This is a genomic window from Helicobacter pylori, assembly GCA_008032955.1.
GTDB lineage: Bacteria > Campylobacterota > Campylobacteria > Campylobacterales > Helicobacteraceae > Helicobacter > Helicobacter pylori_DC.
In genome coordinates this window covers 741,838-759,858 of record CP032046.1, presented here as the reverse complement: position 1 = coordinate 759,858, position 18,021 = coordinate 741,838, and the positions used below count along the sequence as shown (strand labels likewise).

At 39.5% G+C, this 18,021-nt stretch carries 10 protein-coding genes and 2 pseudogenes; 7 read left to right on the top strand and 5 right to left on the bottom strand.

Features of this window, described 5'->3' with window-relative positions; translation table 11 throughout:
* Positions 1-7 precede the first annotated feature (7 nt).
* From vacA to murJ, 3 genes are all read right to left on the bottom strand, one after another.
* The gene (gene vacA / locus D2C72_03675) at positions 8-3,898 is read right to left on the bottom strand and encodes an autotransporter vacuolating cytotoxin VacA (protein QEF43472.1); all 3,891 of its coding nucleotides are present in this window, start codon (positions 3,896-3,898) and stop codon (positions 8-10) included.
* A gap of 216 nt (positions 3,899-4,114) precedes the next feature.
* Positions 4,115-5,512 carry a cysteine--tRNA ligase gene (gene cysS, locus D2C72_03670; protein QEF43471.1) on the bottom strand — a complete coding sequence of 466 codons (1,398 nt, stop codon included), beginning with the start codon at positions 5,510-5,512 and terminating at the stop codon, positions 4,115-4,117.
* Positions 5,513-6,973: a murein biosynthesis integral membrane protein MurJ gene (gene murJ / locus D2C72_03665; GenBank protein QEF43470.1), complete on the bottom strand. Its 1,461-nt coding sequence runs from the start codon at positions 6,971-6,973 to the stop codon at positions 5,513-5,515. It lies immediately after the preceding gene.
* Positions 6,974-7,065: 92 nt separating this feature from the next.
* Between murJ and D2C72_03660 the strand changes: the two genes are divergently transcribed.
* The 4 genes and pseudogenes from D2C72_03660 (at position 7,066) to D2C72_03645 (ending at position 10,729) form a co-directional block, all read left to right on the top strand.
* Complete coding sequence (locus D2C72_03660; protein ID QEF43469.1) at positions 7,066-8,910, top strand: DUF342 domain-containing protein; 1,845 nt, start codon at positions 7,066-7,068, stop codon at positions 8,908-8,910.
* A 25-nt stretch (positions 8,911-8,935) separates the two neighbouring features.
* Positions 8,936-9,487: a Holliday junction branch migration protein RuvA gene (gene ruvA, locus D2C72_03655; protein ID QEF43468.1), complete on the top strand. Its 552-nt coding sequence runs from the start codon at positions 8,936-8,938 to the stop codon at positions 9,485-9,487.
* Between the two features lie 85 nt (positions 9,488-9,572).
* A pseudogene (locus D2C72_03650) lies at positions 9,573-10,404 on the top strand (DUF3519 domain-containing protein).
* Between the two features lie 143 nt (positions 10,405-10,547).
* Positions 10,548-10,729, top strand: a pseudogene (locus tag D2C72_03645) (hypothetical protein).
* A gap of 706 nt (positions 10,730-11,435) precedes the next feature.
* On the opposite strand, the gene D2C72_03640 reads toward D2C72_03645, so the two are convergent.
* On the bottom strand, positions 11,436-12,167 hold the full coding sequence (locus D2C72_03640) for an NYN domain-containing protein (protein ID QEF43467.1): 732 nt from the start codon (positions 12,165-12,167) through the stop codon (positions 11,436-11,438).
* 130 nt (positions 12,168-12,297) lie between these two features.
* Between D2C72_03640 and ruvC the strand changes: the two genes are divergently transcribed.
* A complete protein-coding gene (ruvC, locus tag D2C72_03635; protein QEF43466.1) occupies positions 12,298-12,771 on the top strand; it encodes a crossover junction endodeoxyribonuclease RuvC in 474 nt (157 codons plus the stop codon).
* Here the strand turns inward: ruvC and D2C72_03630 are convergent, their stop codons facing one another.
* Positions 12,772-15,147: a TonB-dependent receptor gene (locus D2C72_03630; protein QEF43465.1), complete on the bottom strand. Its 2,376-nt coding sequence runs from the start codon at positions 15,145-15,147 to the stop codon at positions 12,772-12,774.
* A 318-nt stretch (positions 15,148-15,465) separates the two neighbouring features.
* On the opposite strand from D2C72_03630, the gene D2C72_03625 reads away from it, so the two are divergent.
* Positions 15,466-16,983 carry a catalase gene (locus D2C72_03625; protein ID QEF43464.1) on the top strand — a complete coding sequence of 506 codons (1,518 nt, stop codon included), beginning with the start codon at positions 15,466-15,468 and terminating at the stop codon, positions 16,981-16,983.
* A gap of 143 nt (positions 16,984-17,126) precedes the next feature.
* Positions 17,127-18,005 (top strand): twin-arginine translocation signal domain-containing protein, encoded by an 879-nt coding sequence (locus D2C72_03620; GenBank protein QEF43463.1) that lies wholly within the window; start codon positions 17,127-17,129, stop codon positions 18,003-18,005.
* Positions 18,006-18,021: the final 16 nt, after the last annotated feature.

Below are 18,021 nucleotides of genomic sequence, written 5' to 3'. Positions count from 1 at the left end.
AATGGTATTAGAAACTATACCTCATTCCTAAATTGGAAGCGAAATGGCCTATATTGGAAATCAAATTGTGCAAATAAACCACGCCCAAATTCAAAAACACTTCTTTAGCCAATTGCAATTCCCCACCCATCATCACTCTGGCATGGGTATTTAAAGGGTTGCGAGCGGCATTGACTTTAAAGGTGTTTAAAGACACCGCATTGCTAGAACCAAAGTTAGCGAACTCTTGTAAAACTCCAGCATTCATGTAGAAGTATGAAGTGTCCCCATAATAATAGCGCGCTTCTACATTAGCGCTAGCGTTGAATAAATGCTGACTGCTAGAGCCATTTTTCAAAGCCACTTGATTGGTGCTGTTGCTTTTAAAGTTGGTTGAACCTAAATGGTTATAGCTCACACCCACGCTTGGTTTTAACACTAAAGCGTTCCTAAAAAACGCGAAGTCATAACCATAGCTCGCTCTTGCTGTGGCGCTATAGGCTAAGTAATTATAGCTTTGATTCAAATCTTGCAATAGAGCGCTTTTGAAATTCAAGCTTGATTGATCGCTCCCTAGCGCCCCTTGAGCTTCAAAGTCAAATTCATGCTGGTTAGCAAAAATACGGCTATACACGCCAAAATTAGTGTTATTGGCCCCAGAGTTAAGAGAGTTCGCTTGATTGCTAAAAGAGCTATAACCATAGCTTCCAAAACCGCCCACAATGGCTTCTACATTCCCATTAAGGTAAGCGTCTACGCCGGCGCTTGTGCCATATAATGAAGCGTTAGAGCCATTATTCAAGCTCGCTCCCCCAATAGCGTTAGCCCAAACATTGGTGGGTTTTTCATATTTAGGGGCAAATTGATACAACACTTCTGCCGCGCTCTCTAAAGAAGCGAATCTTTGGCCTTTTAAAGCTTGTAAGCGTTGAGCGAACGAGTTAATATGGTTGGTGTGTCTCCTAGAGAGATTGACTAAACGAGAATTTAAAATCATCGCATTGCTCAAGCTCAAAGTTTGTAAGCCGCTGGTTTTATGCTCTAAACTGGCTACATTGTTTAAAGCGTCAGTGGCCGCATTCAATTGCTTGGTGATTTCACCGGTGCTTGTGTTATCAATCATTTGTCTGGCATAACCCGCATCATGGCTATCAATCAATAAGGTTTGCAAGAGATCCCTGCCTTGCGCGCCTGAATGAGTATAAAGCGTGTCAATATCTTTAGAGCGGTTAGCCAATTCAAACACGCTCTCAATGGTGCCAAAATCATGCTGATTGATAGCGACTAAATTAGGAGTGGCGCTGTGAGCGAAAGGAGCGTTCTTCACGAGGGCGTAGTTAGCAGAACGCGCGTTGTTAGTGGTGTTGGTGGGTAAGTTGGTGGTATTGCCACCATTCTCAGTAGGCGTAGAATTGCCTAAATAATACACCGAAATTTTAGAGCCGTTAGCCGTTTTACTGATGCCTATATTTCTCCATGCCTTACCGATAAGATACTTGTAATTGTCAGGGTTGTTCACCATGCTTTGATTGCCGATAGCCATACCGCATGCTTTAATGTCATCAGTATTTCGCACCACACAAGTATCCATGCGGTTATTGTTGTTATAAAGGGCTAGGCGCTCTTTGAATTGCTCTTCTAGATTAACATTACTAATGCCATTAGTACCTGTAGAAACATTACCATAACCAATGATTTTCGCTTTCAATAAAACATGCTCTGTATTTTTAATGAGATCTTGAGCGCTGTTAATCTTGATGAGCGGTTTGTAAAATCCGGTCGCGCTGTCTATATCATTATTAAACATCATAGCTGCTGCATTGCCTACATTTAAGGTTGCCACTTTCCCGCCTCGGACCAGATAGTTGATAGTGCCTTGATTGTTGATAAAATCCCCTTGGATGGTTAAATTTGAAAATTGACTATAGTCCATGACCGCATTTTGACCCAGGGTTAGATTATTAAACATAAGTTTTGATGTGCCCCAAGGGTTTTCTGGGGTTGAAGAAGCGAATTTTCTGGTGATTTCAACATTTTTAATATTCCTAGCGTCAAAATAATTCCAAGGGCTATAGTAAAACTCATCTATAACCAGTTTTTCACCGCTTTTAAATTTGACACCCCCAGAAAAGATTGACCTAGTGCCAGTTTCCAAACGCACGGTATTGATGCGCGATTGACTGCCTATATCTTCGCTAAAATGAGTGTATTCCCCCACACTCACCCCATTGGTTTTAACAATCAATTCATTAATGTTGAAGTTTTTAACGGCCACATTAGTGGAAGCCGTAATGAGCTTGTTGATATTGACCTTACCTGTAACACCACTAAAATCTAAGGTGTTGAAACCACCATTACCCGTATCAATACCTTTAAAATTAGCTGTATGAGCATCCACCTTTAAATTCACAAATCTTCCCAAACTAATATCGTTATTAAAAGTGGCTGTGCCGTTTTTGGTATCAGTGCCAGCCTTAAACTCAAAATTCGCGCTTGATCCTGCCAAAGCATAGCCACCCACTTGATTATTCACTCTTAAAGGCCCATCAACGGTGATATTCCCAGTTAGATTTTCCACTAAAAGAGAGCGCCCGCTCGCTTGATTGGACAGATTGACACCGCCTTTGCCGATATGCAAATGAGCCGCATTGGTGGTAAGAGAAGCTTTAAACCCTCCCACTCTAATCGTGCCATCAGCGTTAGTGTTGATGCGATCAATATTGACAACCGTGTCTTTGCCACCCGCAAAAGGCCCATCAATGACTTGCGTGGGTTGAATTTCTGTTTTTTGCGTGTTATTGGGTGGGTTAATGACCTGAGTGTTGCTATTGTTATTTTGACTGATCTCTTGCTTGTCGTTTTTAGCGCTTTCATTTTTGTCGTTTTTAGCACCACTTTGAGAAGGGGTATTATTAGTTTGATTTTTATAACCGCCTTCTGGAGGGGCGATAATGTTTAGCCCTGCGCTTTGCCACAAATCCAGTGTGCCAATATGAGTCTTGTTACTAGCGATAATGCCTGCTTGAGCGGCGTTTTTATCGCCCACAGTGAGATGGTTAAAATTCACTTCCCCTGTCACTTTTGAAGTGTTTATCGTGCTGTATGAAGGGGCCAAATACGCGCCCACGTATTGCAAACGGCCCATCCACACATTACCATTTAATTTAACGCTGTTTGAAGCCAAATTGAGCGTGGCACCATCATAAAGAGAAATTTCAGCGTTTTTACTGCTAGTGATCCCTTCTGAAGCTTGCAAAGTCAAAACCGTAGAGCTGGCTTTCCTCCCGGCTCCAGAACCCACACGATTGTTGATTTCTACAAAATTATCAATTGAAATATTTTTAGCGTTGAAATTCACTCTCGTGGTGCGATCAGCGCTATCCTTATAGCTTGTGAAAGAATTGCCATTGAATTGGCCCAAGCGTAAAGTGGCTTTTTGCATATTGACATCTAAATCCCCACCAGTAAAGTTTCTAAGCCCTGATAAGGTATAAGTCCCTACAGCGTCTTTCATATCCACTTCAAGCTTGTTCTGCTGCCCGCCTTTGACCCAATAATGCCTAGCGGCATTCCCCCAATCCCAGCCTCCATCAATCTTACTGGATAAAAGGGATCTGTATAAGTCGTATTCCTTGTTAGGGAATTCATTAAAGCCTTTTCCTGCTTGAATGCGCCAAACTTTATCGGGTTTATCTGGGGTTTTATTGGCTTCTTCGGCTTGTTTGAGTCCCCAACTAAGAAGCCCTGAGACCGTTCCTACAGCAGTGCCTGTAGCGATACCCCCAACAATGGCTGGAATGATCACGGTTGTGAAAAAGGCGGCATGACTTTGTTGCGGTGTGATGCTGACCAATGCTCCTACTAAAGCGAGAGAAACTAAAGGGCGATTCATTTTGCGGTGTGTTTGTTGTATTTCCATTTTCTTCCTTTCTTTTTGTAAAACGATTTTTGCACAAAGGGTGCGACTTGAAAATTTCTGTTGCATTTACGATTAAGGCTATAAATATATAGTATCTACAACCAATGTTAAACTTTTATCAAATTAAGGTAAATGAACATAAAACTTAACAAGATTAAAAAGCAACATGGCTAGAATTTGTGGCTAGAGCGTGTAAAAAGGTAAAATTGGAGGCGTTTAAAAAAGCTTCTCCCAAATCGTGCCTTGTGGGGTGTCCATCAAAGCGATTTTTTGTTGTAAAAGCTCTTCTCTGATGCTATCGGCTTTTAAAAAATCTTTTTGTTCTTTGGCGCGTTTTCTTTCTTCTATCTTGTTTTCAATTTCTTGTTTTTCGCTCTCGCTCACGCCTAATTGGAAATAGGCGCTAGGGTCTTTAAACCCGATGCCAAGCAGTTCTTCTACAAATTTCAAATTCGCTAAAATTTCGCCCTTTAAAGCCTTGTTTTTAGGGTTTTGATCCAGTTTTTCATTCGTAGAAGAAAGCATGCTTTCTAAAACGCTCAACGCTTTAGAAACGTTTAAATCATCTTGCATGCACTCTAAAATTTCTTTTTTAAAATTTGGGTTTATTCCTCCCAAAGTCCCTAAAACGCGCTGTTTTAAGCGATAGATTTTATCCAAGCGTTTTTTACTCACTAACAAGTCTTCTTCATTGAAATTCAAAACAGAGCGATAATGCACCCCTAGTAAGTAATTGCGCAAAATTTCGCCATCATAGTTTTTGAGAGCGTCTTTAATGAAAAAGCTATTCCCTAAACTTTTAGACATTTTTTCGTTATTGATATTCACAAAGCCGTTATGCATCCAGTATTTGGCAAGCTCCACGCCAAAGGCGCAACGGGTTTGGCACGCTTCATTTTCATGGTGGGGGAATAACAAATCCGCTCCGCCTGCATGAATATCAATTTGATAAGGGGCGTTAGCGAGCGCTAAAGTTTCAAAAACCATGCTAGAGCATTCTATATGCCAGCCGGGGCGCCCTTTGCCTAAAGGGCTATCAAAGCCCACATCATTATCCCCCTTATAGCTTTTCCACAACACAAAATCCTGCTCAAGCCGTTTTTCTTGCACCAAACCGATACGGCTAAATTCCACACTGCTATTATGCATGCTCAAAGAGCCGTAATCTTTATCCTTGCTCGTGTCTAAATAAATATCCCCATTAGAGACCTGATAAGCGAAATTTTTTTCTAAAAGCGTTTCAATCATGCGCACCATAGCGTCTAAATACTCGCTCGCTTTAGGCTCTAGGCTGGGTTGTTTCACGTTCAAAGCGTTCAAATCCCTCGTGTAAGATTCAATGTAAATGCTGCTTAATTCTTGAATGCTTTTGTTTTCTTTTAGGGCTTTGTTGATGATTTTATCGTCAATATCCGTGAAATTCCTTACTAGCATCACTTCATAGCCGCTCAATTCAAGCGTGCGCCTCAACAAATCAAAAGCAATCGCGCTCCTGGCATGCCCTAAATGAGCGTCATCATACACCGTAGGCCCGCACACATAAATATTCGCCTTATTGTGGACTAAAGGCTCAAAAGGGACTTTTTGTTTTAATTTGGTATCATAAATGAACATTTAAAAACCTTGAAAATAATAAAATAAATATAAATGCGTAACCCACGATTTGAACGCTAAGAGTAATAAGATTTCCACGCAAGCGAGGAAAAGGATTACAAGCCATGATTTTAAATTCTTGATTATACCCAAGAATGACTGAAAGCCAAACGCTTTTATTGTTAAAACAAATAAAAACAGCCCGCTCAAGCTATTCGCTAACGCCAAGCCTAAAACCCCTAACAAAGGCATTAAACTCAAAGAAGCCGTTAAACCTAAAAAAAGCGAAGTTAAAGAGATTTTAGCCGCTTTTTTTTGCTCTAATTTCGCATAAAGCCACAAAGAAAAGAGTTTAGTTAGCCCAAAAGGGAGCAAGCCTAAAAGATAGAGCGAAAAGACTTGCGAAGTGATTAAGGTGTCTTTAGGGCTAAACTGACCCCTTTCAAATAAAAGCTCGGTGATTTCTTTGCTTAGCATGATCCCCCCAATGCTGCAAAAAAGCAAAACCCCCACCAAAAAAAACCACGCCTTTTGCAAGCGTTGTAAGACTAAATCCTGCTGATTGTTTTTAATAGCGATCGCAATGCTGGGGAAAAGGGCACTAGAGATAGCGATAGCAAATAAGGCTAAAGGGAGCTGGAAGACTCTATTAGCGTAATACAAATAAGACACGCTCCCGCTCGCTAAAAAAGAGGCGATTGTGGTGTCTAAAAAAGAAGCGATCTGAGCGCTAGAATTGCCTAAAACGCTGGGGAAAAACTGCTTGAAAAACCCTTTCAGATCCTTTTTAACCCTATTCAAACGATATTCTTTTTTGAGCGCGTTTTTAGTTTTAAAGCTCAACAACCCCTTAAATAATAAATCCCATAAGCCTAATTTTATTAAAGGATAAAAGTGTAATAAGATTTGAGCCACGCCCCCTAAAAGCACGCCGTAGCTCAAATAATACAACGCTTCTAAATGCGTTTTTTCTTTAGAAATAAAAAGGGCTAAAATCATGCATAAATTGAGTAAGCTTGCGCTATAAGCGCTGGCAAAAAAGCTGTGTTTGTATTGTAAAAGCGCGCCTAAAAAAGTGGTGATAAACACCAATAAAAGATACCAAAAATTGATCGCTACAATGGGGGCACATAGTTTGAGCGTTTCTTCATCAAAGCCGTAAGCTAGGAGTTTGGTTAGCCATAAGGGATTGAGTGCCACTAATAAGCACCACATGAATAAAACGCCACAAAAAATAAGCCCCACCAAACTCGCAAAGCTCCCTTTAATGGAACTTCGTATGAAGCTTGGTAAAAAGCTTTGAGAAAAAGAGCCCTCCGCAAAAATACGCCTGAATAAATTAGGCAATTTGAAAGCCACAAAGAAAATATCGCTATACACCCCAGCCCCTAGAATATTGGCCATCATCAAATCCCGCAAAAAGCCAAAAATCCTAGAGCATAAAATCCCTAAGCTATTCGTTAAAAATATTTTTTTTAGCATACTGGTTGTATTTATTACCTAATTTTCAGTGTTTTTTTGTTAGCATATTTCTTTTTTCAAATTCTTATATTATACCATTTAAGGATTAAAAAATGAGCTTGGAGCGTTTTGCCCCTATAAAAGTTGAGCGGTGCAAAGACATTCAAAAAGAATTAAAAAAAGTGGCCGCTGAAAATAAATTACAAACAGAAGATCTATGGTTTGAGATTTTAAAAACTTCTATTTTTATCAAAAACAGCGCTAAAGACGATTTTAGCGAGGCTTTTGGTGGGGAATTGCAGCAATTAGAAGAAGAGGAATACTATGAAAAAAAAGAGCTAACCCTTTATCAAACCCATGATATTAAAATCAAATCAAACGTTTATAAACGCTTTTTTGAAGTGGAAGTGGATGAAGATTTAAGCAAAATAGAAATTATTTTAGACGAGTGTTTTATTGTCCTAGACACTGAAGAGCATTACCAAGAAATGTTTGCATATATTAAAGAGTGTTTAGCCTTTCAAGGTGTGGTGTTTCGCCACCTTTCACAAATGTATGAAAATTTAAAAACAGAATTAAGAAAATATCAAAAAGAAGCCCAAAACAAGCGCTTTATTTTATACGCTTCTTTAACCTTTATCCCTAATGTAGAAGAACAATCCCATTTTTTATTAGAAGAAGAATACCTTCCAACCCATACCATTTTTTTAAGCGATCAAGAAGAATCGTTTGTTAAAGAAAATTACTATATCGCTAAAGAAAACCAAAAAGTCGCTTGCGTGAATTGCCCCAAACAAGGCAGAGACGGCCGTAATCTTAAAGGCCTTTATATTGAATTGCCTAAAGTTGCCCATTCGCCCACCCCTATAGGGCATGACAAAAACGCTTTTGAAGAAAGAGAAGAAGATAACGCCTTAGTGTATTACTCCAAAGCCTTACAAGGGGTTAAAATGGAAAAGGGGCGTTTGGTTTCTAAGCAAAATTTTATCTTTAAAAACGGGATCAAGTCCATTGAAACGCCTAATCTTTTAGGGGGAGTGGAGAGCGGGTTAGCTTTAGAGATCCAAGCTAAAGACGAATTGAGCGATGCGATCGATTCTAACCTCATTTTAGAAGCGAGTGCGATTAATATTAAGGGCAATGTGGGCAAGAATGTGATCTTAGTGGCCAAAGAAATCACTATAGAGGGGCAAATCCACCCTGAAAGCTATGTCTATGCCAATCAGGCGCGTATCACTAACCATAAGGGGGTGTGCTACGCTAAAGAGTTTGAGTGCAAGTATTTGGAGCGCGCTAAAGTGTATGCCAATAGCGTTAAAGTGGAAGCGAGCGCAGGGAGCGTGGTCTATGCGAAAGAAATCGCTTTAGAAAAGCTCAAAAGCGACAACAAGCTGTATTTTTCCAAGCAATGTTGGATTGATGAGGTGGATGGCAATGGCAACCGCTTTATTTTTTACGCTTTTGGGGGGCGAGAAAACCAAGAAGAATTGAAGATCGCTAAACAAAAACTCAATGCGTTAGGGTTAAAATCTAAAAAAATCATCGCTCAGCACCAGTCCTTAAACCATTTAGTCAAAAACCATCAAGCCATCATGGAAAAGCTTAAAAACGCCACTGAAGAAATCAAACGATCTTTAATGCAACAAGAAAGCGTGAAAGACGCTTATAGCGAGTTTATGTTTGCTTTAAAGCGTTTGAAAATCTTAAAAGCTCAAATGTTAGAATTGCAAAAAATCAATAACGAATGCTACGCTAAACTCATCAGCATAGAAAACAGCTTCCAGCATGCAAGCATTACGACTAAAAACCCTTTCAAGCAAGAAAATATTGTGATTTACCATCGCAATTACCCCAAAGTGAGCAATTCAACCGCCATGTTAAGCCATAATGAAAGCGTGAATGTGATCTATGAAGATCATAAAATCAAAAAAGTCCCTAAAAGTGCGATAAAAGGCTAGAACAAGAAATAAAAAAGGGATAAAAATGATAGTGGGTTTGATAGGGGTTGTGGAAAAAATTTCCGCTTTAGAAGTGCATATAGAAGTGCAAGGGGTTGTTTATGGGGTGCAAGTTTCTATGCGAACTTCTGCCTTGCTTCAAGCGGGCCAAAAAGCGCGTTTGAAAATCTTGCAAGTGATCAAAGAAGATGCGCATCTTTTATACGGGTTTTTAGAAGAGGGCGAAAAAATCCTTTTTGAAAGGCTTTTGAAAATCAATGGGGTAGGGGGGCGTATCGCTTTAGCCATTCTTTCAAGCTTTTCGCCGAACGAATTTGAAAGCATTATCGCCACCAAAGAAGTCAAAAGACTCCAGCAAGTCCCAAGCATTGGCAAAAAGCTCGCTGATAAGATCATGGTGGATTTGATTGGCTTTTTCATTCAAGATGAAAACAGACCTGCACGCAATGAAGTCTTTTTAGCCCTAGAGAGTTTGGGCTTTAAAAGCACCGAAATCAACCAAGTCTTAAAAACCCTAAAACCCAATCTCAGCATAGAAGTAGCGATTAAAGAAGCCTTACAACAACTGCGCTCTTAAAAAAGGTTTTTAGTATCCGCTCGCTAAAACCCTAGTAAGAGAACTAAGCGCACAAAACGCTAAATTTTCCAACAACACGCTTAAAATCATTGAAGAGCTTAATAACGGCGTCAAGCAAGCCAGCGAAGAAATCAAAGAGAAAGCGTTTGATTTTTCTAATCAAAAACTCACTAACGAGCAAATCAAAGAGCTATTAAATAACGCAGAAATCCCTACAAGCGGGAGAGATGCGATCACTTTTGGAGTGAATAACCTAAACTCTGAAATCGTTGAATTTTTACACAAAAATAACAAAAAAATGATTATAGAAAAAGCCTCTAACAAAGAATTAGAACTTTTAAAAGACGCTAACTTTAAGCACCCTGAAAACATAAGAGCGAGTTTAGATCATGATGCTATCGCTCACATACTCAAAAGGCATGGCGTTAATTCTGTTAATGTCAAAAATGGTGAAAGCCCTATTACTTACGAAGACATAGCTAATTATAGAGATATTGTTAATAGTGCTGATGAAATTATTAGAGCCATAGGAAAAGGAAATAAAGAAAATATAACGGCGTTTAAACAAATCAACGGCTATGCGGTAGTCGTGGAGCAAGCGGTTAATAGAAATAGTGAATTAGTTTTAAAAACAATGTTTAAGAGTAACGGAGATTATAAGAATAACAACGCTTATAAGAAGTTTTCAAGCACCGGACTCAATGCTAAGGCAAAGGTTCAGCCATAGGTCGAGTTCCCATGGTGGTGCTACAGAGAATACTACACAAAAACCGCTAACAGATCAAGAGGATTTATTAAAAAATAGAGAATTAGAGAACGAAACCACACAAAACGCTACCCATTTAAGCCCTTTAGAGCAAGCCAACGCCGAAAAGTATGAATTAATACTAAAAACGAAGCATAAAACGAAATTATAAGGATAGTGTAGCCCATAGAAAAACATTAGCAAAATCTCAGAATAGCAATTGACCATCAGTTATGAGCTGAGTGCTAGACATATTTGATAAAGCTAATGTGTTTTGAAACTTTAACATAAAAAATTAAACACAAGGAGTAAGGAATGAAAAGCATTAAAAAGCCTCACCTTGACCATACACAAGCCCTTGCGTCTTATGTGTCAGGGTCTCTTGGCACACTCAAAGTGTTTTTAGTATGGGTTAGAAAATATTCTCTAGCCCATTAATTGATGTTATGATATTACAACAAAAAGATCTAACAAGTCAAGGAGTGAAAATGGATTAGCTTTAAAAACGATATATAAATTAAAGTTTTAAGAATAATACGAAAAGCGTTACAAGACACCAAACCCTCTAAGGGGCAACCATAGGTTGAGTTCCTATAGCGATGTCTGTAAGAGTGCTACCACAAAAACCACAATAAAGCAAAACAACGGCTTAAATCTTTGAGAGTGTAAGGAGAATGAATGCAAACAAAAAATGATGTTAAAGCAGAGATTGACAAGGCGGACATTATCCACTCTTTCATTCCGCAAGATAGCTGAAAATGCTAAAAAGCAATGAGTGATCTTGCGTTGAAACTATAAAACAAAAAATTAAATAAGTCAAGGAGTAAGAAATGAAAACGAGCGAAAGTTATAACCAAATCATAGAAGAAGCGAGAACGATAATGGATAAGGCGAATGATTAAAGAGTGAGTGGGTTATTACAAGGTTTGAAGCAGATAAAACAAGGAATGGGCTAATTGAGTCGCCTTTAGCGCCAAATTACAAGGGGAAAGATACTAATCCCCTAAACCTTGATAACCCCAATCCTACCACAAAAGAATAAGCAAGGCAATAAACTACCCAAACCTACCCGGTCAGTATGAGAAAGATAAGCCTAAAAACCCCTTTAAAAATTCTGGCCTTGTTCTGATCAAATGCCAATAATTGAGTTTTTAAAAAATGATTTTTAAAACTCTATAAAAATGAAATAACCCTTTTTATGGTTTAGTTTAAAGCCCAATTGGTTTTAGTGAGATTTTCTCTGATGGAAAAAAGCTTGTCTTTGACTTCGTTACTGCTCAATTTCCTCACTTTATCCGAATTGTATTTCAAATCCTGGCTAAGAAGAGACAATCGGTTAGACAAATCGGCAATATCCACCCTTAGCCCCTCATCTCTGGCTAATTTGAGTGCTGGGATTAAATCCGTATCTTTTGAAAATATAAGAATCCTATCGGCTATTTTTTTAAAGGCTATTCTTTGAATATCAAGACCCATGAGCATATCCACCTGCTTTTGTTCTAATAACGCCTTATAACTCCCATCAAACTCCACTCTTATTGCGTTTAACTTAGTCCTCCCCAATCTCAATTCCACTTGATCCAATGAAGCTAGATCGTGTTGGAAATTTTCCACATCGCTATAAATCTTCTCCCATTTAGTCGCTTCACTGCTTTGTAAGATCTCTTCAATGTCGTTGCTTGTGAAGATTTTCATTTCTGTTCCCGGATTTTTTTCATTTTGGAGGGTGTCATTCCTCTTATCCCATAACGCATGTTCAAAATCAAAAGGTGGGGTGGTATAAAAGTAAATGCGACTGATCCATTCATCATCTAGTAAAAAAGCTCTGATAGTAACGATCACATCTAAAGCGATATTGTAATTAACGCATTTTGTTTGTTTAATATCGCGCCTGAAATTCTCCCAATCCACTAATATGATTGTGTTTGCTTTCATTTATTGCTCCCTTATATATAGGCTAATCTTTTAAAAGTTTTTAATGCAATCTTGTATTTTGCACTAACAAGAAACATGGATATAATAATAGCGTTTTTTAAACCTTGCAATTAAATAATAGGAATGATTGATGCGTATTTTAGGAATAGACCCAGGCAGTAGGAAATGCGGGTATGCTATCATTTCTCACACTTCTAACAAGCTTTCTTTAATCACGGCCGGGTTCATTAATATCACCACGACACGCTTGCAAGAACAGATTTTAGACTTGATAGAAGCCTTAGATTGCTTATTGGATCGTTACGAAGTCAATGAAGTAGCGATTGAAGACATTTTCTTTGCGTATAATCCTAAAAGCGTGATCAAGCTCGCGCAATTCAGGGGGGCGTTGTCCTTAAAGATTTTAGAAAGGATTGGTAATTTTAGCGAATACACGCCCTTGCAAGTCAAAAAAGCCCTAACCGGTAACGGGAAAGCCGCTAAAGAACAAGTAGCTTTTATGGTCAAACGCTTGCTTAATATCACAAGCGAAATCAAGCCTTTGGATATTAGCGATGCGATAGCCGTTGCTATCACGCATGCGCAACGCTTAAAGCTCCATTAACTACCATTTGTAAGCCACTTCAAAGCGCGCGTTAAAACCAGGCTCTGCGATCGCTCTTTTAACAGCGTCAGTGCCTGGCATATCCGGGCTCATGACATAGGGGCTTGTTTGATCCACATAGAATTTGTTGAAAACATTATTAAACACCGCCGAAAGCAGCAAACCTTTCCAGCGGCTTTTGGTTTTAGGACTCCAATTGATATAAAAATTACTCACGCCATAGCCCGGTTTATGCATATGCACTAACCCTAATTGGGATCCGCATTTGGCTAAATCGGTAGGGGTTTTGGGTTTCTCAGCCGTCCCGTAATCAGGCAAGTAAATATCAAACCCGCAATAATCTAAACCGGTAACAAAGCGGCTAAGCCATGCAAGATTGATCCCTGTTTTGGGGATGGTGTAATCCAATTTGATGATAAAAACATTACCGGTGCTTGCGGCAAGCTCATAGCTATCCGCCATTAAATACCCCCTGGTGGTGGGCCAAGTGCGCGAGATCCCCACATTCAAGCTCACGCCCTTGTATCTAAAAGTCCCACCCACTTCATAGCCATAAATCCTAATCGCTTGATTTAAATTGGTTACAATCAAATTTTGCGCGTATTGGGAGATGAAATTATCCAAAGCCTGATAGAACGCCGCAGCCCTCCCGCTAAAATACTGACTTGAATAATCAATATTAAATTCAGCGTTAGAGCCCACTTCAGGCTTGATATTTTTGGCGTATCGTAAATCGTTTTGGCGCATATACACGCCATCTCCTGGCATAACCCCCCTTGTAACTTGAGAATAAGTGATTTTTAAAGATAAAGGCTCAATGGGGCTTAGCACAAGGGCCGCGCTAGGGCTAAAGCCTTGAGTGTAGCGGTGGTTCCAGTCTTTATCATAAAGCGTGTATGCATCCCATCTTACCCCGGCTCCAAAAGTGATGATTTTATGAGGCGAATAATTCGCTTGCACATAGCCTCCATAAATATTCCCGTTCGCTTTCCCTCTTTGGCATAAAGTAGGGTCATTGGGGTTATTATCCACAAGGCTGCAAGCGATTTGTTTTTGCCCTTTATCATCAGTATAGACTTGATTAGGCCTGTATAATTCTGATTTAGGGATGCGAGCGTCAAAAACGCTTAAATTTTGGTAATTGAATCCGTATTCAAAAAGGCTGTCTGTGGCTTCATCAATCACATGCGCGACTTTAAGGTTTAAGCCGGTATTGTTTAAAAATAAATTTCTAGGCTGTGAGCTTGGTTTATCCACATCAGAAAAGCTTGGGGTGCAATACCCGCCTTCAACGCATGGGTAATTTTCTTTTTCCCATGCAGTAGCTTGAGAAGTAGGGAATTTAGCATAAACGCCATTAGGATCAAATAGGGGATCAAACTGAGCGTTCCTGATGCTCGTATAAAGGGTAAAATCTAATCGTGGGTCGCCAAAAGAATTTCCCGCTTCCCTTTTGTATTGTAAGGAAAGATTGTTGGCGGTATTGACGGAGTGATACATGTATCTTGTGAAACTATCCAACACATTAGGACACCCTTGAGAACTATCAGGACTAAAGGGGGCTTCACAAGGATAGGCTAACCCTATAGCGTTACTCCTTAAAGGGCGTGTAGCGTTATCTCGTGTCATGTTCCAGCTGAAAGTGAGCGTGTCTCTATCGCTCAAATAACCATTCATTTTAACTAAAGCGTTGTTTTGCTCGCTAGGGGTTCCTGGCTCTTTATCGGCTTGTGTGGGTTTGAAAAGGTTTTTCATCGCTGTAGCGCCGCTTCTATAATAGAAGATGTTTTGGTGCGTGTAGTAAGCGATAATATCAAAATGCGCGCTTTGATAAGCCGATCTAAAAGTCTCTCGATCGCCAAAATTGGTATAAAAACTCACCGCCCCACTGGCTGCATAATTTTTCCCCCTAGGGATAAAATCAGCCGCTCCTTTAGTCTCCATTTTAATCACTCCTGCAATCGCTCCTGGCCCTGCACTCGCATTCGCCGCACCTTTGGTAACTTCCACGCTTTTGAGCATGCCAGGGTCAATCACGGTGTTGCCTTGGTGGTGGTAGATATTGCCATTTTGCGCAGCCCCATCCACCGTAACCCTTAAAAGCCTGTCTTCAATGCCTCTCACATAGATTTTCTGCCCCATCACGCTCCCTCCGCCCACATTCACATCAGGGTTAGTCCTAAACAAGTCCTTGACTTCATTGCTTTGGCGTTGATCCAATTCTTTAGAAGTTACTTTAAACTCATTGTTGTAAGTGAAAATCCTTTTAGCTTGGGTGGTAACCTTATTTAAAGTGTGCTCCTCGCTATAGCAAGTATCAGCGAGTAGGGGGAAACATAAAGCGTATCTAAGCTTTGGGTATGATCTTAAAAACATCAAACAACTCTCCTTAATCTGAAAATTCAAAAAATAAAAAAAAAAAAAACAAAATCCGTCAATGCATTGAGAAAGAATAGTATGATAATTATTATTAAAACCAGATTAAAAATAAAATTTTGTTTTTAATCTTTCTTAATTTTCATTAATTGTTACAAATAGAAATACTTAAGGGGGTTTTTTATTCTTAAAAAAAAGATTTTTTAAGGAAATTGAATCTTGTTAGTCTTTGTATAACAAATTATGTAATAATCACCACAAGTAATCGGTTTAGTGCTAGATTACGAAGATTTAAAATAAAGGAATAAAGGAAAAAAGATGGTTAATAAAGATGTGAAACAAACCACTGCTTTTGGCGTTCCCGTTTGGGATGACAACAATGTGATTACGGCCGGCCCTAGAGGTCCTGTTTTATTGCAAAGCACTTGGTTTTTGGAAAAGTTAGCGGCGTTTGATCGAGAAAGGATTCCTGAAAGGGTAGTGCATGCTAAAGGAAGCGGAGCTTATGGCACTTTCACCGTGACTAAAGACATCACTAAATACACTAAAGCGAAAATTTTCTCTAAAGTAGGCAAAAAAACAGAATGCTTTTTCAGATTTTCTACTGTGGCTGGTGAAAGAGGCAGTGCGGATGCGGTAAGAGACCCTAGAGGTTTTGCGATGAAGTATTACACTGAAGAAGGTAATTGGGATTTAGTAGGGAACAACACACCCGTTTTCTTTATCCGTGATGCGATCAAATTCCCTGATTTCATCCACACTCAAAAACGAGATCCTCAAACCAATTTGCCTAACCATGACATGGTATGGGATTTTTGGAGTAATGTTCCTGAAAGCTTGTATCAAGTAACATGGGTTATGAGCGATAGAGGGATCCCTAAATCTTTCCGCCACATGGATGGTTTTGGCAGCCACACTTTCAGTCTTATCAATGCTAAAGGTGAACGCTTTTGGGTGAAATTCCACTTTGAAACCATGCAAGGCGTTAAGCACTTGACTAATGAAGAAGCCGCAGAAATCAGAAAGCATGATCCAGATTCCAATCAAAGGGATTTATTCAATGCGATCGCTAGAGGGGATTTCCCAAAATGGAAATTAAGCATTCAAGTGATGCCAGAAGAAGACGCTAAGAAGTATCGATTCCATCCGTTTGATGTTACTAAAATCTGGTATCTCCAAGATTATCCGTTGATGGAAGTGGGCATTGTAGAGTTGAATAAAAATCCTGAAAACTACTTCGCAGAAGTGGAGCAAGCGGCATTCTCTCCGGCTAATGTCGTTCCTGGAATTGGCTATAGCCCTGATAGGATGTTACAAGGGCGCTTATTCTCTTATGGAGACACACACCGCTACCGCTTAGGGGTTAATTATCCTCAAATACCGGTTAATAAACCAAGATGCCCATTCCACTCTTCTAGCAGAGATGGTTACATGCAAAATGGGTACTACGGCTCTTTACAAAACTATACGCCTAGCTCATTGCCGGGTTATAAAGAAGATAAGAGCACTAGGGATCCTAAGTTCAACTTAGCTCATATTGAGAAAGAGTTTGAAGTGTGGAATTGGGATTACAGAGCTGAGGATAGTGATTACTACACCCAACCAGGTGATTACTACCGCTCATTGCCAGCTGATGAAAAAGAAAGGTTGCATGACACTATTGGAGAGTCTTTAGCTCATGTTACCCATAAGGAAATTGTGGATAAACAATTGGAGCATTTCAAGAAAGCTGACCCCAAATACGCTGAGGGAGTTAAAAAAGCTCTTGAAAAACACCAAAAAATGATGAAAGACATGCATGGAAAAGACATGCACCACACAAAAAAGAAAAAGTAACCCTTTTCTTTAAGCGTTCTTATTTTTAGGAACGCTTTGTCTTTCAAAATTTAGGTTTTTGGATACTCATCAATCCTTTGGTGGTGTGTCCTATTTTTTCATTCATTCAACGAATTTAAAAATTACAATAAAGAGTTATAGTTATGAAACGAAGGGATTTTATTAAAACGACTGCTTTAGGCGCTACAGGTGCTGTTTTAGGAGCACAGATTTTGCAAGCAGAAGAAAGCAAAGGGAGTGTTGCAAAAAAATATAAAATAGAAGCTCAATACAGCATTGATTTTGATTCTGCAGAACACACTTCACTTTTCATTCCCATGCCGAGTGTTGTAGCGAGCAATGTGCATTTACAAGGCAACCATGCCAGCTATAAAAGCATGCTCAATTTTGGAGTGCCTTATTTGCAAGTGGATTTTTTAAAAAGCGCTCAAAAAAAGCAAGTCCATTTGTCTTATGAGATCGCTAGCTATCAATTGAATGAGCGTTTGTTTGAAACGAGCGATTTTGTAGCAATGGGGCGTTATGAAAGAGACGATGCGAGCGTGGCTAACATTGCCAACCAGCTCAAGGGAACAACCCCTAAAGAAAGCGTCCGTAACTTTTATGCGTTCATCAAGCATGAGATGCCCAAGAGACAAAAGGCTTTAGAGGGTAAAGAAAATTTACCTAAACGAGATAGTTTGCCTTGGTTTGCAACCATTTCACAAGAGAGCATGTTTGTGTCCTTATGTCATGCGTGCGGGATTAAAAGCGCTGAAGTGCAAGGCTTGAAACTAGGTCAAAACAGCGTGGTGAAAAACGCTCCTAGAGTGGAAGTGTATTTGAAAGATTCATTTCTAGCGTTTGATTTTCAAAATAATCACAAGGAAGTCTTTATCCCATTGAATCGCCATAAAGACATGCAGTTAGATTCTGCCTTATTGGCGACTTTTGGCGATGCTTTTGCCCTTGTAGATGGTAGGGATTTGAATAACTATGAGAGCAAGTTATTTGAAAAAAGAGTGTCCTATACGATTGTCTAAAGGCATGAGATTTAGG

Excerpts from the sequence above, each read along its gene's own strand:
- vacA (QEF43472.1), bottom strand. The coding sequence starts at position 3,898 with ATGGAAATACAACAAACACACCGCAAAATGAATCGCCCTTTAGTTTCT.
- cysS (QEF43471.1), bottom strand. The coding sequence starts at position 5,512 with ATGTTCATTTATGATACCAAATTAAAACAAAAAGTCCCTTTTGAGCCT.
- murJ (QEF43470.1), bottom strand. The coding sequence starts at position 6,973 with ATGCTAAAAAAAATATTTTTAACGAATAGCTTAGGGATTTTATGCTCT.
- D2C72_03660 (QEF43469.1), top strand. The coding sequence starts at position 7,066 with ATGAGCTTGGAGCGTTTTGCCCCTATAAAAGTTGAGCGGTGCAAAGAC.
- ruvA (QEF43468.1), top strand. The coding sequence starts at position 8,936 with ATGATAGTGGGTTTGATAGGGGTTGTGGAAAAAATTTCCGCTTTAGAA.
- D2C72_03640 (QEF43467.1), bottom strand. The coding sequence starts at position 12,167 with ATGAAAGCAAACACAATCATATTAGTGGATTGGGAGAATTTCAGGCGC.
- ruvC (QEF43466.1), top strand. The coding sequence starts at position 12,298 with ATGCGTATTTTAGGAATAGACCCAGGCAGTAGGAAATGCGGGTATGCT.
- D2C72_03630 (QEF43465.1), bottom strand. The coding sequence starts at position 15,147 with ATGTTTTTAAGATCATACCCAAAGCTTAGATACGCTTTATGTTTCCCC.
- D2C72_03625 (QEF43464.1), top strand. The coding sequence starts at position 15,466 with ATGGTTAATAAAGATGTGAAACAAACCACTGCTTTTGGCGTTCCCGTT.
- D2C72_03620 (QEF43463.1), top strand. The coding sequence starts at position 17,127 with ATGAAACGAAGGGATTTTATTAAAACGACTGCTTTAGGCGCTACAGGT.